General features: G+C 64.9%; 23 protein-coding genes. 16 read left to right on the top strand and 7 right to left on the bottom strand.

The window, feature by feature from the left end; translation table 11 throughout:
* Window positions 1-51 precede the first annotated feature (51 nt).
* Both DNK89_RS03015 and DNK89_RS03010 read left to right on the top strand, forming a co-directional pair.
* Window positions 52-759: a CoA transferase subunit A gene (locus DNK89_RS03015; RefSeq protein ID WP_015014315.1), complete on the top strand. Its 708-nt coding sequence runs from the start codon at window positions 52-54 to the stop codon at window positions 757-759.
* A 2-nt stretch (window positions 760-761) separates the two neighbouring features.
* Window positions 762-1,400, top strand: a complete 639-nt coding sequence (locus DNK89_RS03010; protein WP_015014314.1) for a 3-oxoacid CoA-transferase subunit B — start codon at window positions 762-764, stop codon at window positions 1,398-1,400.
* A 124-nt stretch (window positions 1,401-1,524) separates the two neighbouring features.
* Here the strand turns inward: DNK89_RS03010 and DNK89_RS03005 are convergent, their stop codons facing one another.
* Together DNK89_RS03005 and DNK89_RS03000 are read right to left on the bottom strand one after the other, a co-directional pair.
* On the bottom strand, window positions 1,525-1,821 hold the full coding sequence (locus DNK89_RS03005; protein WP_110958833.1) for a DUF4148 domain-containing protein: 297 nt from the start codon (window positions 1,819-1,821) through the stop codon (window positions 1,525-1,527).
* 90 nt (window positions 1,822-1,911) lie between these two features.
* A complete protein-coding gene (locus DNK89_RS03000) occupies window positions 1,912-2,199 on the bottom strand; it encodes a hypothetical protein (protein ID WP_015012218.1) in 288 nt (95 codons plus the stop codon).
* A 530-nt stretch (window positions 2,200-2,729) separates the two neighbouring features.
* Between DNK89_RS03000 and DNK89_RS02995 the strand changes: the two genes are divergently transcribed.
* From DNK89_RS02995 to DNK89_RS02980, 4 genes are all read left to right on the top strand, one after another.
* Window positions 2,730-4,040 (top strand): HD-GYP domain-containing protein, encoded by a 1,311-nt coding sequence (locus tag DNK89_RS02995; RefSeq protein WP_110958832.1) that lies wholly within the window; start codon window positions 2,730-2,732, stop codon window positions 4,038-4,040.
* Window positions 4,041-4,272: 232 nt separating this feature from the next.
* On the top strand, window positions 4,273-5,211 hold the full coding sequence (imuA, locus tag DNK89_RS02990) for a translesion DNA synthesis-associated protein ImuA (protein WP_110958831.1): 939 nt from the start codon (window positions 4,273-4,275) through the stop codon (window positions 5,209-5,211).
* Entirely contained in the window at window positions 5,174-6,748 is a 1,575-nt protein-coding gene (locus DNK89_RS02985) for a DNA polymerase Y family protein (protein WP_110958830.1), read from the top strand. Before imuA ends, DNK89_RS02985 begins: the two co-directional genes overlap by 38 nt.
* Before the next feature lie 88 nt (window positions 6,749-6,836).
* On the top strand, window positions 6,837-10,040 hold the full coding sequence (locus DNK89_RS02980; protein WP_110958829.1) for an error-prone DNA polymerase: 3,204 nt from the start codon (window positions 6,837-6,839) through the stop codon (window positions 10,038-10,040).
* Window positions 10,041-10,286: 246 nt separating this feature from the next.
* On the opposite strand, the gene DNK89_RS02975 is transcribed toward DNK89_RS02980, so the two are convergent.
* Window positions 10,287-11,219: an ImmA/IrrE family metallo-endopeptidase gene (locus DNK89_RS02975; protein ID WP_110958828.1), complete on the bottom strand. Its 933-nt coding sequence runs from the start codon at window positions 11,217-11,219 to the stop codon at window positions 10,287-10,289.
* Entirely contained in the window at window positions 11,216-11,569 is a 354-nt protein-coding gene (locus tag DNK89_RS02970) for a helix-turn-helix domain-containing protein (RefSeq protein WP_110958827.1), read from the bottom strand. Before DNK89_RS02970 ends, DNK89_RS02975 begins: the two co-directional genes overlap by 4 nt.
* A 178-nt stretch (window positions 11,570-11,747) precedes the next feature.
* On the opposite strand from DNK89_RS02970, the gene DNK89_RS02965 reads away from it, so the two are divergent.
* The 3 genes from DNK89_RS02965 to DNK89_RS02955 are packed head-to-tail and all read left to right on the top strand — an operon-like array spanning window position 11,748 to window position 14,120.
* A complete protein-coding gene (locus tag DNK89_RS02965; RefSeq protein ID WP_110958826.1) occupies window positions 11,748-12,497 on the top strand; it encodes a multiubiquitin domain-containing protein in 750 nt (249 codons plus the stop codon).
* A complete protein-coding gene (locus DNK89_RS02960; protein ID WP_110958825.1) occupies window positions 12,472-13,653 on the top strand; it encodes a ThiF family adenylyltransferase in 1,182 nt (393 codons plus the stop codon). The genes DNK89_RS02965 and DNK89_RS02960 overlap by 26 nt, the downstream gene beginning before the upstream one ends.
* Window positions 13,650-14,120 carry a DUF6527 family protein gene (locus tag DNK89_RS02955; RefSeq protein ID WP_110958824.1) on the top strand — a complete coding sequence of 157 codons (471 nt, stop codon included), beginning with the start codon at window positions 13,650-13,652 and terminating at the stop codon, window positions 14,118-14,120. The genes DNK89_RS02960 and DNK89_RS02955 overlap by 4 nt, the downstream gene beginning before the upstream one ends.
* Before the next feature lie 523 nt (window positions 14,121-14,643).
* Here DNK89_RS02955 and DNK89_RS02950 read toward each other — a convergent pair.
* The gene (locus DNK89_RS02950; protein WP_110958823.1) at window positions 14,644-15,561 is read right to left on the bottom strand and encodes a LysR family transcriptional regulator; all 918 of its coding nucleotides are present in this window, start codon (window positions 15,559-15,561) and stop codon (window positions 14,644-14,646) included.
* Between the two features lie 85 nt (window positions 15,562-15,646).
* Here DNK89_RS02950 and DNK89_RS02945 point away from each other — a divergent pair, with 85 nt between their 5' ends.
* The gene (locus DNK89_RS02945; protein WP_110958822.1) at window positions 15,647-16,483 is read left to right on the top strand and encodes a dienelactone hydrolase family protein; all 837 of its coding nucleotides are present in this window, start codon (window positions 15,647-15,649) and stop codon (window positions 16,481-16,483) included.
* 34 nt (window positions 16,484-16,517) lie between these two features.
* On the opposite strand, the gene DNK89_RS02940 is transcribed toward DNK89_RS02945, so the two are convergent.
* The gene (locus DNK89_RS02940) at window positions 16,518-17,900 is read right to left on the bottom strand and encodes a lytic murein transglycosylase (protein ID WP_370220833.1); all 1,383 of its coding nucleotides are present in this window, start codon (window positions 17,898-17,900) and stop codon (window positions 16,518-16,520) included.
* 221 nt (window positions 17,901-18,121) lie between these two features.
* On the opposite strand from DNK89_RS02940, the gene sbcB reads away from it, so the two are divergent.
* The 3 genes from sbcB (at window position 18,122) to DNK89_RS02925 (ending at window position 22,321) form a co-directional block, all read left to right on the top strand.
* Window positions 18,122-19,570: an exodeoxyribonuclease I gene (gene sbcB, locus DNK89_RS02935; RefSeq protein ID WP_110958821.1), complete on the top strand. Its 1,449-nt coding sequence runs from the start codon at window positions 18,122-18,124 to the stop codon at window positions 19,568-19,570.
* A 136-nt stretch (window positions 19,571-19,706) separates the two neighbouring features.
* A complete protein-coding gene (locus tag DNK89_RS02930) occupies window positions 19,707-20,954 on the top strand; it encodes a cystathionine gamma-synthase family protein (protein WP_110958820.1) in 1,248 nt (415 codons plus the stop codon).
* 38 nt (window positions 20,955-20,992) lie between these two features.
* Window positions 20,993-22,321: a protein kinase gene (locus tag DNK89_RS02925; RefSeq protein ID WP_110958819.1), complete on the top strand. Its 1,329-nt coding sequence runs from the start codon at window positions 20,993-20,995 to the stop codon at window positions 22,319-22,321.
* Window positions 22,322-22,384: 63 nt separating this feature from the next.
* Here the strand turns inward: DNK89_RS02925 and DNK89_RS02920 are convergent, their stop codons facing one another.
* Entirely contained in the window at window positions 22,385-23,614 is a 1,230-nt protein-coding gene (locus DNK89_RS02920) for a nucleoside recognition domain-containing protein (protein ID WP_110958818.1), read from the bottom strand.
* A gap of 216 nt (window positions 23,615-23,830) precedes the next feature.
* On the opposite strand from DNK89_RS02920, the gene DNK89_RS02915 reads away from it, so the two are divergent.
* From DNK89_RS02915 to DNK89_RS02905, 3 genes are all read left to right on the top strand, one after another.
* On the top strand, window positions 23,831-24,544 hold the full coding sequence (locus DNK89_RS02915; RefSeq protein WP_060984321.1) for a YebC/PmpR family DNA-binding transcriptional regulator: 714 nt from the start codon (window positions 23,831-23,833) through the stop codon (window positions 24,542-24,544).
* Window positions 24,545-24,655: 111 nt separating this feature from the next.
* Window positions 24,656-24,952, top strand: a complete 297-nt coding sequence (locus tag DNK89_RS02910) for a DnaJ domain-containing protein (RefSeq protein ID WP_110958817.1) — start codon at window positions 24,656-24,658, stop codon at window positions 24,950-24,952.
* Window positions 24,949-25,524 (top strand): hypothetical protein, encoded by a 576-nt coding sequence (locus tag DNK89_RS02905; RefSeq protein ID WP_110958816.1) that lies wholly within the window; start codon window positions 24,949-24,951, stop codon window positions 25,522-25,524. The genes DNK89_RS02910 and DNK89_RS02905 overlap by 4 nt, the downstream gene beginning before the upstream one ends.

Genomic DNA, 25,524 nt, shown 5'->3' with positions numbered 1-25,524 from the left:
CTTATTTAAGTACGTAGTATCGTAGCGCATCCCATTCATAAGGAGATCGTGGTGAACAAGATATTCCCCTCCGCAGCCGAAGCCCTGAAGGGCGTGGTTGCAGACGGCCAACTCATGGCTGTAGGCGGTTTCGGGCTGTGTGGCATTCCTGAAGCCTTGATCGACGCGCTGCGTGATTCGGCAGTCAAGAACCTCACCGTGATCTCCAACAACGCGGGCGTGGACGGCTTTGGTCTGGGCAAGCTGCTCGAAACCCGCCAGATCAAGAAGATGATCTCGTCGTACGTGGGCGAGAACAAGGAGTTCGAGCGCCAGTACCTAGCGGGCGAGCTGGAGCTGGAATTCACCCCCCAAGGCACGCTGGCCGAAAAGCTGCGCGCAGGCGGCGCGGGCATTCCGGCCTTCTTCACCAAGACTGGCGTGGGCACTATCGTGGCCGAGGGCAAGGAGCTGCGCGAATTTGACGGCGAAACCTATGTGATGGAGCGCTCCCTGGTGCCCGAGGTCTCGCTGGTCAAGGCCGACGTGGCCGACAAGTCGGGCAACCTGCGCTTCAACCTCACCGCGCGCAACTTCAACCCCGCCGCCGCCACTGCAGGAAAGGTCTGCATCGTTGAAGTGGAAAAGATCGTGGAAGTGGGCGAACTGGCCCCCGACGACATCCACCTGCCTGGCATCTACGTGCACCGCATCGTGCTCAATGCCAACCCCGAAAAGCGCATCGAAAAACGAACGATCACCGAGAAAGCAGGAGCCTGACCATGCCGTGGACCCAAGACCAGATGGCCGCCCGTGCGGCCCAAGAACTCGAAGACGGCTTTTATGTGAACCTGGGCATCGGCATCCCCACGCTGGTGGCCAACTTCACCGGTGACAAGGAAGTGTGGCTGCAGTCCGAGAACGGCATGCTGGGCATCGGTCCCTTCCCGACCGAAGACCAGGTGAACCCGGACCTGATCAATGCCGGCAAGCAGACGGTGACGACCATCAAGGGCTCGTCCATCTTCGGCAGCGACCAGTCGTTTGCCATGATCCGTGGCGGCAAGATCAACCTGTCCATCCTGGGTGCCATGCAGGTCAGCGAAAAGGGTGACCTGGCCAACTGGATGATTCCCGGCAAGATGGTCAAGGGCATGGGCGGCGCCATGGACCTGGTGGCGGGCGTCAAGCGCGTGATCGTGCTCATGGAGCATGTCGCCAAGAAGAAGGACGGCACCGAGGACCTGAAGATCCTGCCCCAGTGCACCTTGCCCCTCACGGGCGTGGGCGTGGTGGACCGCATCATCACCGACTTGGCCGTCCTGGACGTGACGCCTCAGGGCCTGAAGGTGGTGGAGCTGGCTCCGGGCGTGACCTTTGAGGCCCTCCAGGCCAAGACCGGCGTCACGCTGATCCCCTGAGCGTTGGGCCACTATCGTAGTGGCGCCACAAAAAAGGCCGGGGCCCTTCACAGGGCCCCGGCCTTTTGCATTTGCACAGCTCTTTCACGAAGCCCCCATGCCGTGCGCACGGGGCCTGTGGCAATTACATCGCGTTGCCGATTTCGCCCGAAGAGATCTGGCCGGTGCGCAGGGCTTCAGCAGCCTGGGCCCGCACAGCAGCGCGGTCAGCGGTGGACTTGTAGGTCACCACACGCGAGCCAGCAGGCTCTTGGCTGCGGGTTTGGGCCACGGTAGCGGCTTCAGCAGCCACTTCAGCACGGGTGCGGTTGGTTTCGAACTTGGTGGCGAACTGCGAAGCATCGGCTTCATCAGCGTGGGCGCCAAAAGCGGCGAAAGCGGCAACAGCAGCAACGGACAGGAAACGGACAGCCTTGTTCATGGTGAAACTCCGGAAAATTTGAAAAAGAGGGACTTGGGTACTGAGAGATACGGCGCAACCAGAGCGGCAGATTCAGCCGCCCCTGGTCAATCAGCCGCGCTCACCCGAAGAAATCTGGCCGGTACGCACGGCTTCAGCAGCCTGGGCACGCACGGCAGCACGGTCAGCCGTGGACTTGTAAGTCACCACACGCGAACCAGCGGGTTCGATGGAGCGGGTTTGTGCCACGGTAGCGGCTTCGGCTTGCACTTCAGCGCGGGTGCGGTTGGTTTCGAACTTGGTGGCGAATTGCGAAGCATCGGCTTCGTCAGCCTGGGCACCAAAAGAAGCGAAAGCAGCGACAGCGGCGATGGAGAGGAAACGTGCGGTGTTGTTCATGATGGAAATCCTTGAAGTTAAAGAAGCGGCTCAAAAAACCGGAACAAAGCGCCAAAAACAAAGAAAGCTGCCTGGGACCGGGTTCGGTGAGTCGCCTTGCGGGTTCGGCTCATCGATGGGGTGAACTGTACGCCGGTGGGGTGCAGAGAAAAACCACCGGGTCGCGAACTAACTGTTCCAGTATTGTGAACAATCCGCACGGAACTTTTCAGGGTTTACCCAAGACTGACTGACTGAGGGCGCCAAAAAATGGGCTTTCGGCGACATTGCCTCATGGAAACCCTGATTTCCATTTGGGACAATGACATTGGGGTGACAAGGGGCTTTTCCACCCCGGAAAGCCTGGGTGGAAGCAGGTTTTGCGCAGGGGAATAGAGGCGTGCAATGCGTTCCATGCGGCCAAAACAAGTGCAGGTAGCAGGGCCTGCCACTTGATGTGCATCAAGATTGCGTGTCTGTATCGCGCCATGCGAGTCAGTGCCTTGCAAGAGAACCCCATATAGTGCGAAGTAACGATTTGTGTTGCTTGCATGACCGATATTCTTCTTTCAGCGGATGCCGAGGACGCTGACAGCCCCCATTACTTGCGTGCGCTGACCGACATGGCCGACCGGCGTACGGTGGTCGCAGGTGCTGCCATCTACACCGATAACGGCATCAAGCTGGTAGAGAAGGGGGCACGCATCGACAGCCGTCTGTACGACCGCCTGGTACAGCACAAGCTGCGTGAACCCATTGATCGCCATCTGTCCATCGAAAACCCGGTGGACGTACCGGCCCTGCTGGCCCTGGGCCAGACGCTCATCGAGCAGGAAACCCTGCCCGCCATGCTGGCCGAGGCATTGGGCTCAGGCGCCCGGTTGCTGGCACCCCTGCGTTCCTTGCCATTGCCTTCTGCCATGGCCTGCAAGCTCACGGTGATGCGGGACCAGCGGCCCACGCTGTTCCAGCACAGTCTGGTGATGACCACCGTGGCGGTGTTTCTGGCACTCAAAAGCGGGCTGAGTGAGCGCGACTGCAGCACGGTGGCGGCCGCTGCGCTGCTGCATGACCTGGGGGTGCTGCACATGGACCCGGCCTGGGACGACCCGGACCACAAGGTGGTGGGGGTAGGGCGCAAGCACCTGGTGGCCCATCCCATCTCGGCCATGCTCATGATCCGCGACACGCAAGTCTACCCACGCGCCGCCGAGGTCGCTGTGCTGGAGCACCACGAGCGTATGGACGGCAGCGGTTATCCGCGCGCCTTGCTGGGGGCCGACATCACGCCCATGGGCCGCATCCTGCTGCTGGCCGAGGTGGTGGCCGCTTTCTACGAAAAATACGACGACATGCCCGCACAGCGGCTGTCGCTGGTGCTGCGGCTCAACCACCGCAAGTTTCCTTCGGCCTTGGTGGCGTTCATCCTGCCGCTGCTACAAGAAGAAGTGGTCCGCGAATCGGCCCTGATGCCCCTGGGTAACGACGCCCCGCGCCAGATCGAGTTGCTGGCCGAAGCCTTTGCCTACTGGGACCAGCTCAAGGCAGCCTTACCCCCAGACGCGGGGGCCAAGTCTCCTGCAGGCAGCGCCTTTGCGTTTGCCGATTCCCGCCTCATGGCATTGCAAAAGGCCTTGATCGAAGCGGGCTCACACCCCCGGCACCAGGGGGAATTGCTGGCGCAGCTGCAAGGCGACGCCATTGGCATGGCCGAGGTCGCCCTGGTGGGGCGCGAAGCCTTGTGGCAGCTGCAAAGCATCCTGAACGCCAGCCACCGCCGCTGGCCCCAGCTCTCGGACCGCGCCACGCCTGCCGATGCGGCAGTGGCGGACTGGTGCGACTGGGCGATGCGTACGCTGTAAACCGACGCTGGGATCGACACCACCAACCCGAGGGGCTCTTTCAAGAGTGCGCCCCGGTTGACGGTGCTTGCTAGCGCCCCCTCAGCGCCGCCCTGAACGCGTGGGCGGTGGGCCGACTTGCGTCGGCTTTCGCAAACCGGCGTCCTGGGTGGGTCTTCGCCTTCAGACCCACCCAAGCAGCAAAATACTGGTTATATTTACAGTGTTCTTGTTGCCTGAATCCCCTACGACCATGCCTGCGCCACGCCCTTCCTTGCGGCTTGCGTCCCATTTGCCCGCCTCCATTGCTGGGGTGTGGCATGCCGACGCGCTGGGGGCCGGCACGCCGCGTGTGCTGCCCACAGGGTATGCCGCGCTGGATGCCGAACTGCCGGGCGGTGGCTGGCCTGTGGGAGCCCTGAGCGAGGTGCTGCAGCCCCTGGCGGGCTTGCATGAATGGCAACTGTTGCTGCCTGCGCTGGTGCAGGCCACGGCAAAACAAAGTGGGGCCATCGTGCTGGTGGCGCCGCCCTGTGAGCCTTTTGTCCCGGCCTTGCAATCGCAGGGCTTGCGCGCAGAGCGGGTGTGTGTGGTGCGCGCCGACTCCCCCATGGCCGCCTTGTGGGCGGCCGAGCAGGCGCTGCGCTGCCAGGGCGTGCTGGCCGTCATGGCCTGGCTGCCCCAGGCGCAACCTGCGGCACTGCGGCGGTTGCAACTGGCGGCGGCCCAGCAGCAGCAATTGTTGTGGGTGTTTCGTTCGGTGGCCGCCTCGTTGCAGGCGCAGCAAGTGCCGCATGCGTCGCCCGCCCAGTTGCGGCTGCAAGTGCAGGGGCTGGCCCTGCCAGGAGATGCCGCCGCTGCCCCTGGCATGCAGGTGCAGATCCTCAAGCGCCGGGGGCCTCCGCTGGCGCAGGCGCTCCACCTGCCGGGCTGCCATCCGCAGTTGGCGCAGGTACTGGTGGCGCAGGCTGAGCGGCGCCGCGCGGCGCAAGAAGCCGCCAGGGCTCTGCTGGCAGGGCGCCAGCCTGCGTCCGTCCGTGTAGCCGGGGCCTTGGCGGGGGCGCTGGCGCGCCACGTGCCTCCAGTCCAGCCCCCAGGCCAGCCCGGAGAGCAGCCAGGAGGCCGACCCGGAGGCCGGCCAGAAGGGAGCAGGCATGCACTGGATCGCTCTGCCATTGCCCTGGTCCGATGAGCCTGCCGCCTTGCCAGGTACGGGTATGGGCACGGACAAAAGTGCTGGCGCACTCCAGGCCGCCGCTGGCTGGTGGGCCTTGCGTTTCACGCCGCGTGTGGCACTGGCCGATGGCGAGGCGGTGTTGCTGGAGGTGTCCACCACCGAACGCCTGTGGGGCGGGCGCGAGGCGCTGCAGGCCCTGGTGCTGCAAGCCTGGGCCGAGGCTGCTGCCCGGTGCGAAGGGGAGGGCGCTGCGCCTCCACGCGTCCGCAGCGCGGAAGGGCTTGCCCCTTCCTGTGGACAGACCCCGGCTTTGCCGCTTCATGCGCCGACGGTGTGGGGCACAGGCCCCACCGCCCTGGTGGCCCATGCCAGGCTGCGCATGGCACTGGCAGGGCGCCCCTGCCCACCGCAGAGCAGGGTAGAGAGTCTGCCCTTGCACACGCTGACAGCACTGCGCCCCCATGTGGCCAGTCTGGAGCGTATGGGCTGCCGCACCTGGGGCGCGCTGCGGGCCTTGCCGCGTGCTGGCGTCGCGCGGCGCCTGGGCGCGGGCGTGCTGCAGGTGCTGGACCAGGCCCTGGGCGACGCCCCCGAGGCCCATGCCTGGCTGCAACTGCCTGAGCAGTTTGTGTTGACCACCGAGCTGCCCGCCCTGGCCGCGTCGGCCGACGCACTGCTGTGGAGCGCCAGCCGCAGCCTGACAGCCCTGCAGGCCTGGCTGCAGGCGCGCCAGCAGGGCGTGCTGGCGCTGGAGCTGGCCTGGCGCCACGACCTGCGGCGCATCGATGGTGTGGTGCTGCCCGCCTCCCAGGCGCTGCAGGTGCGCACCGCTCAGGCCACCCACGACCTGGCGCACCTGCGGCGCCTGCTGGCCGAAAACCTAGCGAGCACCAAGCTGGCCGCCCCGGTCCACCAGATCACGTTGCGCCTGCTCGAATCGGCCCCGCTGCCGCACCGCAGTGCCAGCCTGCTGCCCCCGGGGGAGGTGGGTGGGCGCGACCCAGCAAGCCATGGCAGCCCCGAGTCCGCCGGCGCTCCCGGCGAGGCCCTGCACCAACTGCTGGAGCGCCTGTCGGCCCGCTTGGGGGCGGACCATGTGGTGGCCCCGGTGCTACTGGCCGACCACCGGCCCGAACGCATGCAGCAGTGGCGCCCTGCGGCAGAATGGCTGGGCACGCCCGCCCGTTCTGCAGGTCCTCATGCTGTGGGCCGTGTGCCGCAGGGCATTGCGCCGGATGCCCCCCTGCTGCCTACCTGGCTGCTGAACCCGCCCCGGCAGCTGGCCGTGCAAGGCAACCGTCCTTGCCATCACGGCCTCCTGCGCCTGCTGGCCGGGCCCCACCGGTTGGAGGCGGGCTGGTGGTCTGCCATGGACGATGCGGTGGATCCAGCACCCCATTGCGCAGACCTGGCCTTGCGCGATTACTTTGTGGCCTACAACGACGTGGCGGGGCTGGTGTGGGTGTTTCGCGAGCGCCTGACGGCTGCGCTGGAGGGCTCGCCAGCGATGGCTCGGCCACACCGCTGGTTCTTGCACGGAATCTTTGGCTGAGCGGGCAGGGTGGTTGTCCATGGGTTTGACGCACCGACATTCTCCGCAGGCTTCTGTTGTGCCTGCAGCCGCTGCACCTGCCGCAGGCATGGCCGAGCTGCCAGGCTATGCCGAGCTGCATTGCCTGTCCAACTTCAGCTTTCAGCGCGGCGCATCGCATCCTCAAGAGCTGGTGGTGCGTGCTGCCCAAATCGGCTACCAGGCGCTGGCGTTGACCGACGAATGCTCGGTGGCCGGGGTGGTGCGCGCCTGGGGGGCGGCGAAGGAATGTGGCCTGCACCTCATCGTGGGCAGCGAGTTTTTGTGGGGCGACCTGCGGCTGGTGGCCCTGGCCCGCGATGCCGGGGGCTGGGGCAACCTGTGCGAGTTCATCACCGCCGCCCGGGCCGCCGCGCCCAAGGGGCAATACCGTGTGGCGGCGGACAGCCCCTGGCACTTGCTGCAGGGGTGCGAGCTGCTGCTGGCACCTTGTCGCCAGCGCTTTGATGCTTCTGATTTTGTAGCGCTCAGCGCATGTATCACTAGCGCTACCAGCCAATTGGGCTCTCAAAATGCTCCACAAGTGTGGCTGGCGGTCGAATTGCACCAGGCGGCCGATGACAGCCTGTGGCTGGCCACGCTGCAGCGCGTGGGGGCCGCGCTGCAGCTGCCGCTGGTGGCTGCGGGCGATGTGCATATGCACGCCCGCTCGCGCAAGCCGCTGCAGGACGTGATCACCGCCGTCCAACTCGGCTGCACTGTGGCTGAGTGCGGTTTTGCGCTGCAGCCCAATGCCGAGCGCCACCTGCGCCAGCGCGTGCGGCTGGCGGGCATCTACCCGCCCGAGTTGCTGGCGGCCACGCTCACCGTGGCCGGGCGCTGCACTTTCAGCCTGAGTGAGATCCAGTACCGGTACCCGCTGGAGACCGTGCCCGAGGGCATGACCCCCGCTCAGGCGCTGGCCTGGCTGGTGCAGACCGGCGTGGAGGGCGAGTACCCGCAGGGCGCCCCCCAAAGGGTGCTGAACCAGATCCGCAAAGAGCTCGACCTGATAGCGCACTGCGGGTACGAGATGTATTTCCTGACCGTGCACGACATCGTGCGGTTTGCGCGCAGCGTGGGCATCCTGTGCCAGGGGCGCGGCTCCGCGGCCAACTCGGTGGTCTGCTACATGCTGGGCATCACGGCCGTGCCGCCCGAGAACACCCACCTGCTGTTCGAGCGCTTCATCAGCAAGGAGCGCAGCGAGCCGCCCGACATCGATGTGGACTTCGAGCACGACCGGCGCGAAGAAGTCATCCAGTACATCTACGACAAATACGGCCGCGACCGCGCCGCCATTGCTGCCGTGGTCACCAGCTACCGCACGCGCAGCGCCCTGCGGGATGTGGGCAAGGCCCTGGGCGTAGCTCCCGCGCTGGTCGATGCGTTCGCCAAAGACCACCACTGGTTTGACGAGACCTTTGCCACCGACCGACTGCAGGAGCTGGCCCAGGCGGTGGGCGTGTCGCTGCACCCGCACACCGCCCGGCTGTGGCTGGAGCTGGCCGCCGAGCTGAAAGACTTTCCGCGCCACCTGAGCCAGCATGTGGGTGGCTTTGTACTGACCCAGGGCAAGCTCACACGGCTGGTGCCGGTGGAGCCGGCCAGCATGAAGGACCGCTCCGTCATCCAGTGGGACAAGAACGACCTGGATGACATGGGGCTGCTCAAGGTCGATGTGCTGGCCCTGGGCATGCTCAGCGCGCTGCGTCGCTGCCTCAACCTGCGCGCAGCCTTGCGCGGCGAGCGCTGGGGTCTCAAAGACATCCCGCACGAAGACCCCGCCACCTACGACATGATCTGCGCCGCCGACACCGTGGGCGTGTTCCAGATCGAAAGCCGCGCGCAAATGAGCATGCTGCCCCGCCTGCAGCCCCGCCAGTTCTACGACCTGGTGGTCGAGGTGGCCATCGTGCGGCCCGGCCCCATCCAGGGGGGCATGGTGCACCCCTACCTGCAGGCGCGCGAGCGCCGGCGCAGGGGTGAACCACTTCAACTCGAAAAAACCGAGCTGGAAGACGCCCTGGCGCGCACGCTCGGTGTGCCCATCTTTCAGGAACAGGTGATGCAGATCGCCATGATCGCGGCGGGCTTCACCCCCGGCATGGCCGACGACCTGCGCCGCTCCATGGCCGCCTGGAAGCGCAAGGGCGGCGTGCATCGTTTTGAAGAGCCTCTCAAACAAGGCATGAAAGACCGGGGCTACCCCGCCGAATTTGCCGACCGCATCTTTCAGCAGATGCTGGGCTTTGGTGAATACGGCTTTCCTGAAAGCCATGCCCACAGCTTTGCGCTGCTGGCCTATGCCAGCAGCTGGCTCAAGTGCCACGAGCCCGCCTGCTTTTTGGCGGCGCTGCTCAACTCCTTGCCCATGGGTTTTTACAGCGCCTCGCAACTCGTGCAGGACGCCCGCCGCCACGGCATTCGCGTGCTGCCCATCGACGTGACCGTGAGCGACATCGACTGCACGCTGGAGGGCGAGCCCGAGCCGCTGCGCCCCGCACGCGGCCTGGGCGCGCCGCCGCTGCCTCAGCCCGCTGTGCGCCTGGGCCTGCGGCTGGTTGGCAGCCTGCACGCAGACGCTGCCAAGCGCCTGCTGCAAGCCCGCGCCACAGGCCCCGACTTTGCCAGCACCGAAGATCTGGCCCTGCGTGCCCAACTGAGTCAGCAAGACCTGCAGGCCCTGGCAGCTGCCGACGCCCTGGCCAGCCTGTCCGGCCACCGGCGCCAGCAGATGTGGGACGCCGCTGCCCAGCACAGCGCGCCGCCCCTGTGGCGCGACGTGCCCGTGCACGAGGCCCCGCTGCAACTGCCCGAGGCGCCCGAGGGTGAAGAAATCCTGTTCGACTACGCCGCCACCGGCCTGACGCTGCGCCGCCACCCCCTGGCCCTGCTGCGCCCTCGCCTGGCCCGCTGGCGCCTGCAAACCGCTTTGCAACTGCACAGCGTCGCCCACGGCCGCAAGGTGCGCGCCTGCGGTATCGTCACCGTGCGCCAGCGCCCCGGCACCGCGAAGGGCACTATGTTCGTCACGCTGGAGGACGAAACCGGCCCCGTCAATGTCATCGTCTGGCCCGCCATGGTCGATGTATGGCGCAATGCGCTGCTGCGGTCACAGCTGCTGGCGGTGGAGGGGGTGTGGCAATGCAGCGCTGGCGCACCCGGCAGTACGGCGGTGGTGCGCCACCTGGTGGCACAGCGCTTCAAGGACTTGACACCGCTGCTGGGCCGCATGGGGCAGGCGCTGCAAAGGAGCCGGGATTTTCATTGAGGGGTGGTTCTTGTAACCCGGCTGCCCTTGATGGACGGGCAGCGCTGTCGGCTTTGAAAAGTCACTTGATGGGTTCTGCGATATGACCGTTTCAGGCTGATTGCGGTCACCCAGACCTGCAGAGGCGAGCGACGGCTTAAGGCGACACCTGTCTTTCGAGAAAGTAGGTTCGCATCACGTAGTGCTGCGGTATCAGCCTTAAGGCCGGATCGCGATCACCGCTTCAGGGGCGGTAGCAGCCACGCACTACGGAAGAACGAGCTGGCTTGGTACGGCGATGGTCGATCCTGTCAGCGACTTCGTCGGATATACCAGCAGAAGAATGTTGTGCGTAGTGTCGAAGGCCTCGCCCAAACATTCATGGTGATCGCCATTTTTGTCGCTGTAAACCAGTGAAGTCGGCGCAGTCATCTTCTTGCCGATTGGCAAAAGTGGATACAGCGCGTGATCGGAGTCAATAAGCACATCAACCGGGGAACCGAACTGTGCTGCGAAACTGGGTGACGTCTCGACCCTGCGCACTTCGGCGTAAGCGGGTTTGCCAGGTGGCGTTTTGATTGGCTCGAGTATGTAGACCACGCAGGGTCGATGATTGGTTCGTGCGAACTCGCGAGCAGAAGCGTAGTTGGATGCGCCGAACTTTTTCGCCAGATTCATGGGGGACTTGATGCCCATTGGGCTATCCGCAGCCATGAGTTGAAAGGTAGTGCCTTGGAACAAGGCGAAGCGAGCGAAGTTGTTGGCCTCTCGCTCGAATTGATCAGCGATCTCGGGCGCTAGCGACTTCTCACAGTCTTGGAAGAACGTGAAGATCTTCCGATGCGCGGGAAGCTCATGGTGTCCGGTCTCATGAAGCTTCAGGAATTTTTGCTTGCTCGGGCCTACGGACTCATCGATGTGGATGATTTGCTCATTCGCATCGTAGAGCCCGAGGACCTTCGATATCGCAGCCTTGACCGCAAAGAAGGCCTTTGCAGTTTGCTGCTTGGCGAAGGCCAGCAAGCGTTCTGGATCAAAAAGACCCTTAGGGGCGACACGCAGCTTGGCCGCCGAAACGATATCGTCCACGGGCGTCGGAAAACGCCCCCAGGCGGCCGCCTTGTTCAGCGACTGCTTGGCGCGCTCTTCAACTGCCCGTAGTTCGTCGGGGCGCAAACTGCTGTCGTCCTCTTTTCTCATGGTGGCTGGTCCATCCTCAAGAATTTCAGATACTTCAAAAGAGCACCCTCTTCCTCGGGGGTCAAGTTGTGCTCCGCGAACGTCGCTACTCGTCCGTGGCGCTGCGTTGCATCGCGTGCAGCGTTGGGGGATAAGTAACCCGCAAGTTCCATCAATTGGACATAGTCGATTTCATAGATCTCCGAAATCGTGTTCAGCACGTTGGGACTTGGGTTGCTGATCTTCCCTGTCTCAAGTTGGCTGAGATACGCATTCGATATCTCCTTTCCGCTGGCTTCTTCCACCTGCCTGAGCGACATCTTGCGATCGTGGCGGATGGATGCCAGGTACTGGCCCAGTGTTGGCTTCACAGTCTCCTCTGTAACTGCCGACAGCGGCGAACGGGCATCGTCCGTCGCCCGGCATCAACAGTCTAGTGTTTCTGCTAAATATTTCAAGCATGCTCAAAAACGCTTGACAAACTTAGCAAGCTCACTAACATTAGCGGCACGGCGCGAGATTCCTTGCGTTGTAGAAAGGACGGGCCCCATGGCCAAACACTTTGAAGATGGTGTGGAAGACGTGCAGCACGCGCTGGCTGCTGGACGCGAAATCCGGGCCCACGGCCCATACGGCATGTTGATCGGCGACGAGCAACTGAACTTCCGCCCGGCGGTGATTGATGACCCGGTTCCTACCGGTCGCCAGATCCTGAGTGCGGCAGGCATCACCGACCCGGTGGAGCACCTGGTGTTCTTCGTCACCCTGGCGGGGCTGCTGCAGGAGGTTCAGCCCGATCAAACGGTGGATCTGCGCAGTGCTGGCGCTGAGCGCTTCCTGGTGTTCCGCAATGACCGTTCTTTCCGCCTGCTGCTCAACGACCAGACGATCGAGTGGGGCGCGACGCGCATTTCGGGCCTGACGCTGAAAAAGCTGGCGGGGGTTGACCTCGGCACCTATGTGGTCTGGCTCGATGTGCGTGGCGGCCAGGACCGCTTGATTGGCGACACCGAGCTCCTCGACCTCTCGTCGCCGGGCGTGGAGCGCTTCTATACCGGACTGCGCACGATTACGGTCAAGGTGAACAGCCGGCCTCACCAGGTCCACGCTGAGATCCTGACCTTCGAGGAAATTGTGCAACTGGCCTTCCCGGGTGCGCCGACGACCGAAACCCGTGTGTACACGGTGAGCTTCAAGCGCGGTCCGGCCAGCAACCCGCAGGGCACGGTGGTCGAGAACGGTTCGGTCTACATCAAAGACGGGATGCTCTTCAATGTCACTCCAACTGATAAATCGTAGCCCCGACCTCAAGCGGCTTCGCGACGAGGGGTATGAGATCGAGGTGCGGGCAGGCCATCTGCTTGTTCACTCGGTCCCATACGTAAACCCCCGCGGCGAAACTGCGATGGGCACCCTGGTGTCGAATCTGACTCTGGCCGGTGACATCACGGCCAGGCCAGACTCCCACGTCGCTCACTTTGTGGGCGAACACCCGTGCAATCTGAACGGCACGGAGATGGCGCAGATCAAGCACGCGAGCAACAAGACCGATCTCGGCTGTGGCATTGTCACCGACCACTCGTTCTCGAACAAGCCCGCCGATGGCTACGCCGACTACCACCACAAGATGACCCGCTACATCGAGGTGATCGGCGCTCCCGCGCGATCTCGCGATCCAGACCTGAAGGCGCAGACCTTTCGCCCGGTGGCAGCATCAACTGACGAATCGGTGTTTCACTACGTCGATACGGCATCGAGCCGCGCGGGCATCCAGGCGCTCTCGATGCGTCTTGCTCGCCGCGTAGCCATCATTGGACTGGGAGGAACGGGGTCTTACTTGCTCGATCAGTTGGCGAAAACGCCAGCGACGGAGATCCATCTGTTCGATGGCGACGTGTTCATGCAGCACAACGCCTTCCGGGCTCCAGGAGCGCCGTCACTGGCCCAGCTGGAAGCAAAGGCTCCCAAAGTTGAGTGGTTCAAGGCCATCTATTCGAACATGCACGCTCGCATCGTGGCCCATCACTGCTACGTGGACGAGACCAACATCAATGCCATCCTTGGCTTCGATATGGTGTTCATCTGCGTGGACAAGGGCAGCGTGCGTCAGATGATCGCGGCGGCACTTGTTGCAAACGGCTCCTCATTTATCGACGTGGGCATGGGCGTCGAGGTCGCTGGCGAGGCTCACCAACTGCTGGCGGTGTGCCGGGTGACCACGGTCACGCCTGATCGCACGGAACACATCGCCTCGCGGATCCCCATGGCAGATCGAGACGAAGAGGATGCCTACAACCAGAATATCCAGATCGCCGACCTGAATGCTATGAACGCAATCATGGCCGTGGTGAAGTGGAAGAAGATCTGCGGGTTCTATGCTGACGAAGAGGGCGAGCACCACTCTACCTACTCCACCAGCATGAATCTGTTGACCACTGACGAGGTGACGGAATGAAGCCGCCGCAGCGCATGTCGCATGTGTTCGTGGAGGAAATTCCCAACACGATGGAACAGGGCATCATCTACGTTTCACTCGAGTGCGCAACTGCTATCCACAAGTGCGCCTGTGGCTGCGGCGAGGAAGTGGTGACGCCGTTGTCGCCTACCGACTGGCGGTTGATTTTTGATGGAGAGTCGGTGTCGCTGAGACCATCGATCGGAAACTGGAGTTTCCCGTGCCGCTCCCACTATTTCATCGACGAAGGGCTGATCGAGTGGGCGGGAGCTATGTCGGACGCTGACATCAACCGTGGGCGGATGAGCGACCGAAGGAGCAAGGACGCCTACTTCAACAAGGCAACAACGGTGAACGCGCCACAAGTGGACAGCGCAGAGAAGCTGCTGCAACAACGCGAAGAATCCTCCAACACATCCAAGCGCAGCAGCTTATGGGCTGCTCTGAAATGTTGGTGGAGGGCTTGATCGATACAGCGCCAACTCAATGCTTGGTGCACTGCAACTGCGGTCGTGAAAGTCATATGGCGCTCTAGAGAACGGAGTGGCTGATGGACGGCCTAAGGATGGCTGAAGTCAGCCCCTCAGCAACTGTCGAGAGGCCCCGCCTCAGTGGTGACGTTACATCCGCCAGAACCTGCTCGAAAGAAGCGCATGTGCTTTCGCGTTCCGCAGTCATTTTGGCAAGGAGCGCTGCAGCCTCATCGGTGTTCCTGCCGTGAGCCGTGATTTGAGCAATCGCCTACTTCACCTGTTCGAACGCACAGTCGTAGATAGGTGAGAGAGACTTTTCGAGCTTGATATCTTGTGAGTCTTCAACGACTGCGAAGTCACGTATTGCGGTCGTCCGTGTCCACCTGACTGGAAGACCGCTATCGCTGTAAAGCAGCCCTTGAGAGTTGCATGGAGGCTGGCCTCAATGGGGTAATTCCGGCAATCGGGGTGCGAAACCCGTCAGCTCTTTGTGAGCGCCAAGCCTAAGGGGGCCGGCTCACTCCCCAAACTTCACCAACCGGTGCACCCGCGCGCCTGTTGCCCCTGCAACCACCGCCTCTATCAGCCCCCGCGCCGGCACTGACAGCGCCCGGTCCCGCTGCTGCATCACAAACACTTCGCGCTGCACCGTAGGGCGCAGGGGCGAAAAGCGCAGGTCGGCAGCGTCCCGGTGCGATGCGCCCAGTGCGGACATCACCGCAATGCCCACGCCAGCCCGCGCCATGGCCAGTTGCAGGGCGAGGCTGGAGACCTCCACCCCAGGGTCCATGTGTGCCACCAGTTCGGAGCCCTGGGCGCGCAGCACGCTGACGATGCTGGTGTCACTGCTTTCCTTGAGCAGGGGTAGGTCGCCCAAGGCTTGGGTACGGACCCAGGCCTTGAGCTGGTGCAGCTCGGGGTTGAACAGCAGGCCCAGCGGTGCACTCAGCAGCTTGGTGAAGCGCAGGGCCTCGGTGCGGCCTACGGGGGAGCCAATGCCGAAGTCCACCTCGCCTTGTGCCACGCGGCGGGTGATGCCTTGACTGTTGTCGTTGACCACGCGCACCCGCACGCCGGGGTGCGTTTTAACGAAGGACTGCAGGATGTCGGGCAGCACGGTGCAGCCAAACGCCTCGCCCACCGCCAGGCTGACCGAGCCGCGTTGGCCGGTGGCTTCGCCCTGGATCAGGGCGGCAGCCTCCGTCAGGTCGTGCAGCAACCGCTGGGCGACAGGCAGAAATCGCTCGCCCTCGGGCGTTAAGGCCAGTTGGCGGGTGGTGCGCAGAAAGAGCGCCACCCCCAGCTGACTCTCAAACTCTTGCAGCGCGCGGGTGAGCGCGGGCTGGCTGATGTGCAATACCTCGCTGGCGCGGGAGATGTTGCCCAAGGCGGCGGTGGTCACAAACATGCGCAGCTGGCGTTGGGTGAGATTCATACTGCTTGGCTATGAATTGCACCAATTGATGCATTGGACAGGAATTGTGCCGCTTTCTACAGTGCAACCCCAAAGGAGTTGCACCATGAAAAAGTTCTCGGCCCTATCTCTTGCCATCCTGTTGTCTCTGGGCCTCCATGCGGCCCAAGCCCAAACACCTGCAGGGGAGGTCAAGGGCACGGCGACGGCTCATACCGAGGCGTCTGCCAAAGGCGTGATGGCCGGGGCGCAGTTGGTGTTGCCCGCCCAGGCCACCGGAGGCGCCGCCTATGTGGGGGCGTTCAAGGATGCGCCCACCACGACGCGCAACAAGGTGCCCGTGGTGGTGTTCCTGCATGGCTCGTCGGGCCTGGGGCTCAAGGCGATTGGCGAGTGGCAGCAATGGCTGGGCAGCCTGGGCATTGCGAGTGTGGCGCCCGACTCGTTTGCGCTGCCTGACCGCGTGACCTACAAGTCGCCCGCCAGCAAGGAGGTGTACGAAAAAATCCACGCGCTGCGTCGGTCGGAGATCACCCTGGCCCTGCAGACCTTGCAGACCCAGCCCTGGGCGGACATGCAGCGCCTGGTGCTGGCTGGCACCAGCGAGGGCGCGACGGCTGTGGCACGGTACGGCGGCACCGAATTTGCGGGCCGCATCATCTTTTCGTGGAGCTGCGAGGACAACTACTTTGTGGAGCGGCCCGACACGGCCGTGGTGCCGGGGCAGCAGGTGCTGAATGTCATCAGCTCAACCGACCCCTTCTTTTCACCCACCAACCCCTGGCTGGGCAACGCCTCGGCCAGCGGGCATTGCGCCCGGGCCTTCAAAGACCATCCGCAGGCCAGCGTGGTGTTGATCCCCGGCGCGCCCCACACGCTGCTGAACCTGCGGGCGGCAAGGCAGCCGGTGCAAGGCTTTCTGGTGGATTTGTTGAAGCCCTGAAAAACACGGGCGACCTGCAGGTGCCGTGCGGCCTTCAGGGCGCCTGCAGCTTTTGTAGCAGTTCCAACGTCGGATACCCATCAGCCACCACGCCCAGGCTGCGCTGGTAGCCGCGCAGGCCCGCGCGGGTGGCGGGGCCCATCACGCCATCGGGGGTGCCTGCGGCAAAGCCCTTGCGGTTCAGGGCCTCTTGCAGGGCTTGCAGCTGTGCGCGCGACAGCGGTTCGATGTCGCGGGGCCACGGGGCTGCCACCGGGCCCCCGCCGTCGATCTGCCGCGCTAGCAGCGCCACGCCCAGCGCGTAGTTGACCGAGTTGTTGTAGCGCAGGATGGTGCGAAAGTTGTTGCCCACCAAAAACGCCGGGCCCAGTGCACCCGCAGGGGTGATGATGGAGGCCCCAGCCAGGTCGGGCAGGGGCGTCCCGTCGATGGACCGCACCCCTTCGGTCTCCCACTGGGCCGTGGTCTGGCGCACGGCGTGGTCGGCGCGGGCGTGGTCGAACGTGGGGGGCAACTGCACTTCGGCACCCCAGGGCTCGCCAGATTTCCAGCCGGACCGGGCGAGGAAATGCGCGGTGGACGCGGTCACATCGGGCACGCTGCCCCAGATGTCGCGGTGCCCGTCGCCGTCGGCATCCACGGCATAGGCCAGAAACACCGAGGGCAGGAACTGCGTGTGCCCCATGGCCCCGGCCCACGATCCGATCATGCGGTCGGCAGCGATGTCGCCCTGGTCGATGATGCGCAGCGCTGCCAGCAGTTCGGTCTGCGCCCAGGCGCGGCGGCGCCCTTCGTACGCCAGGGTGGCCAGTGCGTCCACCGTGCGGAAGGTGCCAAAGTTGCTGCCGTAGTTGCTCTCCATGCCCCAGATGGCGGTGACGATACTAGCCGGTGCGCCGTAGCGGGCGGCTGCGGCCTGCAGTGCCGCGCTGTGCGCCGCTAACTGGGCCTGTCCCTGGGCGATGCGCTGGGGGGAGACGGCGCTGTCCAGGTACGCCCACGGGGTGCGGGTGAACTCGGGCTGGGCGCGGTCCAGCTCGACCACGCGGGGCAGCCACTGTGCCTTGCCGAGCACGTCGCGGACGGTGGCCGGGCGAATGCCGGCCTCCAGCGCTTGGGCCGAAAAGGTGGTCAGCCATTGGGCAAAGCCGGCGGTGTGGTCAGCATCGGGGCTGGCTTGCGGCTGTGTGGCGGCTGGTATGGGCGAAGCTGTCTGAGCTGGGGCCGCAGGGGCCGCCGCCACAGGTTTGGCTGCGGGTGTGGGGGTGGCGCTGGGGGTTGACGCGCAGCCCGCCAGGGCGAGGGCGGCTGCCAGAGCCACTCCGGCAACGCCTGCGGGGGCGTGGGCGCGCTGGGCAGCGAGGGGCAGGGCGGTGGAGCGCCCCACGGGGCGAGGGGAAGCAATGAAACTGGGCATGCGCCATTGTCCCGCGTGCCAGCCTGTGTGCCGGATGCGAATGTGCATCAGTCCGTACGGTGAATATGCTTACTATGTTTTTGATAGCTGCTTGCGCATGTTCCACTAGCGCTTGCGGCCAAAAACGCTGAAAAATACGGTTACAGTGGCGGCTTTATTGCCTTGCGCACCGCCCGCCGTGCGCAAGCCGCCGCCTGCAGCCCCCTGTTAGCCTACCGACCATGGCGCCCCACACCTTTCTCTGGCACGACTACGAAACCTTTGGCGCCAACACGCGCCGCGACCGGCCCGCGCAGTTCGCGGCCATCCGCACCGATGCCGAGTTGAACGAAATCGGCGAGCCGCTGATGCTGTACTGCCAGCCTGCCAACGACTATCTGCCCGACCCCGTGTCGTGCCTCATCACCGGCATCACGCCCCAGCAGTGCCTGGAGCAGGGCGTGCCCGAGCACCAGTTTGCCGCGCGCATCGAGTCCGAGTTTGCGCAGCCCGGCACGATTGGCGTGGGCTACAACACCATCCGGTTTGACGACGAGATCACGCGCTTCATGTTCTGGCGCAACCTCATCGACCCCTATGCACGCGAGTGGCAAAACCAGTGCGGCCGCTGGGACCTGCTGGACGTGGTGCGCATGACCTATGCGCTGCGGCCAGACGGCATCACCTGGCCCAAGAAGGAGGACGGCGTGACCCCCAGCTTCAAGCTGGAGCACCTGTCCAAGGCCAACGGCCTGCAGCACGACGCCGCGCACGATGCGCTGTCGGACGTGCGCGCCACCATTGCGCTGGCGCGGCTGATTCGCCAGCACAACACGAAGCTGTTCGACTTTGCCCTCAGCCTTCACAAGAAAGACCGCGTGGCCGCCGAGCTGCGCCTGCCTGCCATCACGGCCACCGCGCGGGCGTTTTTGCATGTGTCGGGCATGTTCCCCACCGAGCGCGGTTGCCTGGCGGTGATGTGGCCGCTGGCCAGCCACCCCACCAACAAGAACGAGCTGATCGCCTGGGACCTGGCCCACGACCCGCGCGAGCTGGCCACGCTGAATGTGGAGGACATTCGCCTACGCATGTTCAGCAAGGTCGATGCGCTGCCCGAGGGGGTCACGCGTCTGCCCATCAAGACCATCCACCTGAACAAGTCGCCCATGGTGGTGGGCAATGTGAACACGCTCACGCCCGCGCTGGCCCAGCGCTGGGGCATCGACCTGGCCCAGGCCGCACAACACGCCGAGATGGCGCGCGCGCTGCCCGACATGAGCGGCATCTGGCCGGCGGTGTTTGCCCGCCCGCAAGAGCCAGCGCCCGATGTGGACCAGGACCTGTACGGCGGGTTTGTGGGCAACAACGACCGGCGCCTGCTGAACGACCTGCGCATCCTGAGCGGCGACAAGCTGGCCAAGGCCCGTGCCCACTTTGACGACCCGCGCCTGGCCGAGCTGCTGTGGCGCTACCGGGCGCGCAACTTTCCGCAGACGCTGTCGCCCGAGGAGCAGGAGCGCTGGGAGGCGCATCGCGCTGCCTGCCTGTTTGACGGGCAGGGCGGTGCGCGCACGGTCGAGCAACTGTTCACCGAAATCGACGAACTCTCGGAGACGGCCGACGACGAGCGCGCGCAGGAGATTCTGGGCGCCTTGTACGATTACGCTGAACACATTGCTCCGGAGCGCTGAGCCATCTCTTGATGGGCCTCCCGCCTTCCCCCAAAAGGGCGCGCACCCGGTGGCCTAGCAGAGCCAGTTGCATGGATGCACTAGTTAGCAGCGCTAGGCCTCACGTGCAGACGAAAAGAAATTGCCGCAGATTTTTATGACGACACCGCAGAACCACAGTTTCACCACCCAGATCGTGCACGCCGACCGCCTGGGCGGCGCCGAGCACGGGGCCATCCACAAGCCCATCCACACCTCGGTGCAGTACGGCTACGAGAAGGTCGAGGACCTGATCGCCGTCTTCCAGGGCACGGCCAAGGGCGGCTTCAACTACGCTCGCCAGGGCACGCCCACCACGGCGGCGCTGGAGGCCAAGATCACGCAGATGGAGCGCGGGCACGGCTCCATCGTGTTCTCCACCGGCATGGCGGGCATCTGCGCGCTGTTCCTCACGCTGCTCAAGGCGGGCGACCATCTGGTGGCCAGCCAGTTTGTGTTTGGCAACACCAACAGCGTGTTTGGCACTCTGGCCGACCTGGGCATTGAAGTGACCACGGTGGACGTGACCGACGCGGCCAATGTGGCTGCCGCGCTGCGCCCCAACACCCGCATGGTGTTTGTCGAAACCATTGCCAACCCCGGCACGCAGATCCCCGACCTGGAAGGCATTGGCGTGCTGTGCCAGCAGCGGGGCGTGCTGTACGTGGTGGACAACACGGTGGCATCGCCCTACCTGTTCCGTGCCGCTACGGTGGGGGCAGGCCTTGTGGTCAATTCCCTCACCAAGAGCATTGGCGGGCAGGGCGATGCGCTGGGCGGCGCCGTCACCGACACTGGCCTGTACGACTGGTCGGGCTACCCCAACATCTTTGCGGCCTACCGCACGGGCAACGCCAAGGGCTGGGGGCTGCAACAGATCCGAAAGAAGGGCCTGCGCGACATGGGCGGCACGCTGTCGTCCCACGCCGCCCACCAGCTGGCCCTGGGCGCGGAGACCCTGTCGCTGCGCATGGACCGCACCAGCGCCACCGCCTTGGCGCTGGCCCAGTGGCTGGAAGCACACCCGGCCGTCTCGCGCGTGCTGTACCCCATGCTGCCCTCGCACCCGCAGCACGCCTTTGCGCGCAAGCACCTCAAGGCGGGCTCGTGGCTGCTGTCGTTCGAGCTGCGCAACCCCGACCAGTGCCTGCCCGTGTGCAACCGCCTGCAGTTGCCCATCAAGGCCACGGGGCTGGCCGACACGCGCACGCTGATCATCCCGGTGGCGCACACCATTTTCTGGGAGGCCGGCCCCGCGGTGCGCGCCACCATGGGCATTGCCGACAGCATGATCCGCCTGTCGGTGGGCCTGGAAGAGGTGGAAGACCTGCTGGCCGACTTTGAGCAGGCGCTGGCCGGAGCCTGACCCCACCTGAACTGCCCACCCTGACCGGGAGCCCCGCCATGGCCACTGCCACCTCTGCACCGCCCGCCAACATCGGCAAGTACCGCATCGAGCGTGAACTGGGGCGGGGCGCCAGCGGCATTGTGTACCTGGGGCTGGACGGCTTCCGGGGCCGCAAGGTGGCCATCAAGCAGACCCACACGCACCTGCTGAAGGTGCCCGAGCAGGCCGAGCGCTACCGCAAGCTGCTGCGCAACGAGGCCGCGCTGTCGGGCCGCCTGCGCCACCCCAACATCGTGCGCCTGCTGGACGCGGACGAAGAGGCGCTGCCGCCGTACCTGGTGCTCGAATACGTGGACGGCCAGCCACTGTCCGACTTTGCGACGCCGGACACCCTGCTGCCTGTGCCCCAGGTGCTGGACATTGCCTTCAAGTGCTGCAACGCGCTCGAATACGCTTACCGCGAAGGCTTGGTGCACCGCGACATCAAGCCCGCCAACCTCATGCTGGCGCGCGGCGGCGATGTGAAGCTGACCGACTTTGGCGCGGCCCTGTCGCTGCGCAGCGATGCCACCCAGCTGTCCGGCCTGGTGGGGTCGCCGTCGTACATGTCGCCCGAGCAGGTGCGCGAGCAGGACCTCACCCACCACAGCGACATGTTCTCGCTGGCCGTGGTGGTGTACGAGCTGCTCACCGGCCGGCGCCCATTTGATGGCGATACCGACTTCGCCACGCTCTACAAGATCAGCAACGAGACGCCCACGCGGCCCAGCCTGCTGCGCGCGTCGCTGCCAGCGCATGTGGACGAGGTGCTGCTGCGTGCGCTGGCCAAGCAGCCCGCCGACCGCTTTGCCACCTGGGCCGACTTTGCCCAGGCGCTGCTGGCCGCGCACCGGGGCCTGCCCCGCCAGAAGTCGCAAGACACCGAGGCCGAGCGCTTTGCGCGCCTGCGAGCACTGCCGTTTTTTGCCGACTTTCACGACGTGGCCCTGTGGGAGCTGATGCGCCTGGGCAGCTGGCGCCGGCTGGAGCAGGGCACCGTGCTGATGCGCGAGAACACGCCGGGTGACTCGTTCTGTATCCTCATCGAAGGCCAGGTGGCCGTCAGCCGCCAGGGCTGGAACCTCAGCACCTTGGGCCCCGGCGTGACCCTAGGCGAGATGACCTACCTGCGCCCCGACAACCGCATCCGCACCGCCACCGCCGTGGCCGAAACCGAGGTGCTGGTGCTCAAGGTGCGCAACCCCGCGCTGCGCGAGGCGTCGGAGGATCTGCAGTCGCGCTTTGACAAGGCCTTCATCAAGCTGCTGGTCGGGCGGCTGATCGCCACCAACGAGCAACTGGCCGAGTGGGAGCTGGTGGCTGCTCCGGGGCCGGCTGGCGGTTGATATCCTGTTTGCTATCTAATTGATAGCTGCTTGGGCATATAGCACTAGCGCTACCAGCCAAAATTACCCAAAAAACCGGTAGCACACAACAATGGCAGCCACCACGCCCGCCAGCTCAGCCAGCAGCGCGCAGCCCACGGCGTGCCGCGCGCGCTGGATGCCCACTGCGCCAAAGTACACCGCCAGCACGTAAAAGGTGGTTTCGGTGCTGCCCTGGATGGTGGCGGCGGCCAGGGCGGCAAAGCTGTCCACGCCCTGGGTCTGCATGGTCTCGATGAGCATGGCGCGCGCCGCGCTGCCCGAGAACGGCTTGACCAGAGCGGTAGGCAAAGCGTCCACAAACCGGGCATCAGCGCCCAGCGTGGTCACGCACCAGCGGATGCCGTCCAGCACATAGCCCAGCGCCCCCGAGGCGCGGAACACGCCCACCGCGCACAGCATGGCCACCAGGTAGGGCAGCAGGCCTTTGGCCACGTCAAAGCCTTCGCGCGCGCCCTCGATGAACGCCTCATACACTGGCACCTTGCGCCATGCGCCCAAGGCCACAAACAGCACCACCAGCGCGAACAGCGTGAGGTTGCCCAGCAGCGACGACAGCGAGGCCAGCGCCGCAGCGCTGAGCGTGGTCAGCAGCGCCATAAAGCCGCCCAGCACCAGCGCCACCGGCAGCAGGTAGGCCAGCACCACGGGGCTCCACAGCGGCAGGCGCTGCACCACGGCCACGCTCAGCAGGCCCACCAGGGTGGACGCGGAGGTCGCCAGCAGGATGGGCAAAAAGACCAGCGTTGGGTCGGGCGCGCCCTGCTGCATGCGGTACATGAAGATGGTGACCGGCAGCAGCGTGAGGGACGAGGCATTGAGCACCAGAAACAGGATCTGCGCGTTGGTGGCGGTGTCGGGCTGCGGGTTCAGCTCCTGCAGCGACTTCATGGCCTTCAGCCCCATGGGCGTGGCCGCGTTGTCCAGCCCCAGCGCGTTGGCCGCAAAGTTCAGCGTGATCAGCCCCAGCGAAGGGTGGCCGCGCGGCACCTCAGGCATGAGCCTGGCAAACAGCGGCGCCAGCCAGCGCGCCAGCGCGTCCACCAGGCCCGCCTTCTCGGCAATGCGCAAGAACCCCAGCCACAGCGTGAGCGTGCCAAACAGCAGCACCATCACCTCGACCGAGAGCTTGGCCATCTGGAACAGGGCCTGCACCATGGCCGAGAAGATGTCGGCATTGCCGCCCACCAGCCACTGGGCCAGCGCAGCCACCGCCGCTGTCAGGAAGAAGCCGAGCCACAGGGTGTTGAGCATGGGATAGGGGGCGCTGAGGGGAGGGTGGGTGTTTGGCCGAGATTACACGCTGCTGAGGGCAGGGCGGGGCCGTTGGCAGCGGGTTTGGCGCCGTCACGACAGCGCCAGGGTTGTGTGCCTGAGGTGATTCTGGGGCGCCGGGTAAACTATAGGGTTTTTGCCGCGCGGGGCGACCCACGGCAAATACCCCCCAACCCACACACAAAGGTAACCCCCATGGGCGCGCAGTGGAAAGCAAAAGGCAAGGCTCTGGTGGCTGATGCCAAGGGCAAGCTGTTTGGCAAGCTGGTCAAGGAAATCACCGTGGCCGCACGCGGCGGCGCCGACCCGGCCAGCAACTCGCGCCTGCGCCTCGTGGTCGAGCAGGCCCGCAAGGCATCAATGCCCAAGGACACGCTGGAGCGCGCCATCAAGAAGGGCTCCGGCACGGGCGCCGACGCCGTCAGCTACGAACGCGTGATCTACGAAGGCTTTGCCCCCCACCAGGTGGCCGTGATGGTCGAATGCCTGACCGACAACGTGAACCGCACCGCGCCTGAAATGCGTGTGCTATTTCGCAAGGGCCAGTTGGGCACATCCGGCTCGGTGGCGTGGGACTTCAACCACGTGGGCATCATCGAAGCCGAGCGTGCCAACGCCGATGCCGACCCCGAGCTGGCCGCCATCGAAGCCGGTGCGCAGGACTTTGAAGCCGGCGACGAAGAAGGCACCACCGTCTTCTGGACGGACCCTACCGACCTGGATCTGGTCAGCCGCGCGCTGCCAGCCCACGGCTTCACGGTGCTGACTGCCAAGCTGGGCTACAAGCCCAAGAACCCGGTGAACCCCGCTAACCTCACGGCCGAACAGCTGGAGGAGGTGGAGAACTTCCTGGCAGCCATCGATTCGAACGACGACGTGCAGAACGTGTTTGTGAGCCTGGGTGGCTGATGACAGCGGGCTGGCGCTGGCGCAGGTACTGGATACGGTGCCGCGCAGCACTCCGCCCATGCCCTTCTTTGGCTGGCCACCCTTTGCTTTGACGGACCCATCCATTGCTTCATGACTGCTGACCACTACGCAGCCCTCGGGCTGGCGGCCAACGCGTCGCTGGTGGACATCAAGAAGGCCTTTCGCCAGAAGGCCTCGTTCTACCACCCCGACCGCAACACCGCGCCCGACGCGGCCCAACGCTTTGCCGAAGTGCAAAAGGCCTACGAGGTGCTGTCGGACGACGACGCCCGCCAGGCCTACGACGACAACCGCCGCCGCAACCTGCTGGACGACCCGCTGCAGACCGCCCAGGAGATCTGGCAGGCCTACAGCGCGCGCATTCTTTCTCATCCTTCTGCCCTGTGAAACTTTCTCCCTATTTTTATGACCTGCGCTCCGCCTACCAGGCCGAGCTGGACGACCTGGTGTCGGACTCCGAAGGCAACGACGTGCTGCGTAAGCGCCTGGCTGAAAAGCGCAACGAGATGGCGTTTCTGGTGCAGATGATGGAACTGGCCCCCGAAATGGTGGTCGTGGTGTTCCACCGGGGCTTTCGCTTCACCCAACCGGCGGCGCTGGAGCATCTGCTGAGCTTGCCCGTGAATGAGTTGCCCGACTGGCACAGCCTGGGCCACGCCGTGGCGCTGGAGCCCTGGGCGCAGAGCCTGGCGCAGACGGTGCTGCGCGAGCCCCAGGGCGCACGCTTTCTGACCGTGGCTGCTGGCCTGGAATACCTGCAGCAGCACGCCCACATGGCCCCCGCTGCCGCTGCCCATGGGGACAGCGATGCCGAAGAGGACAGCGAAGACGCCGCCGAGCACGACGACGATTACAGCGCCCTGAGTGCCGACGACGCGGTGGACCCACACAACAGCCGCACGCGCGAAGAGGCCAGCGCCAACTGGCTGGCCGACGTGGGCTTTGAGCGCAAGGAATGA

Source organism: Acidovorax sp. ST3, from assembly GCF_003231145.1.
Lineage (GTDB): Bacteria > Pseudomonadota > Gammaproteobacteria > Burkholderiales > Burkholderiaceae_C > Acidovorax.
Note: the sequence above shows the minus strand (reverse complement) of the source record. Positions and strands in the feature narration are given on the sequence as shown.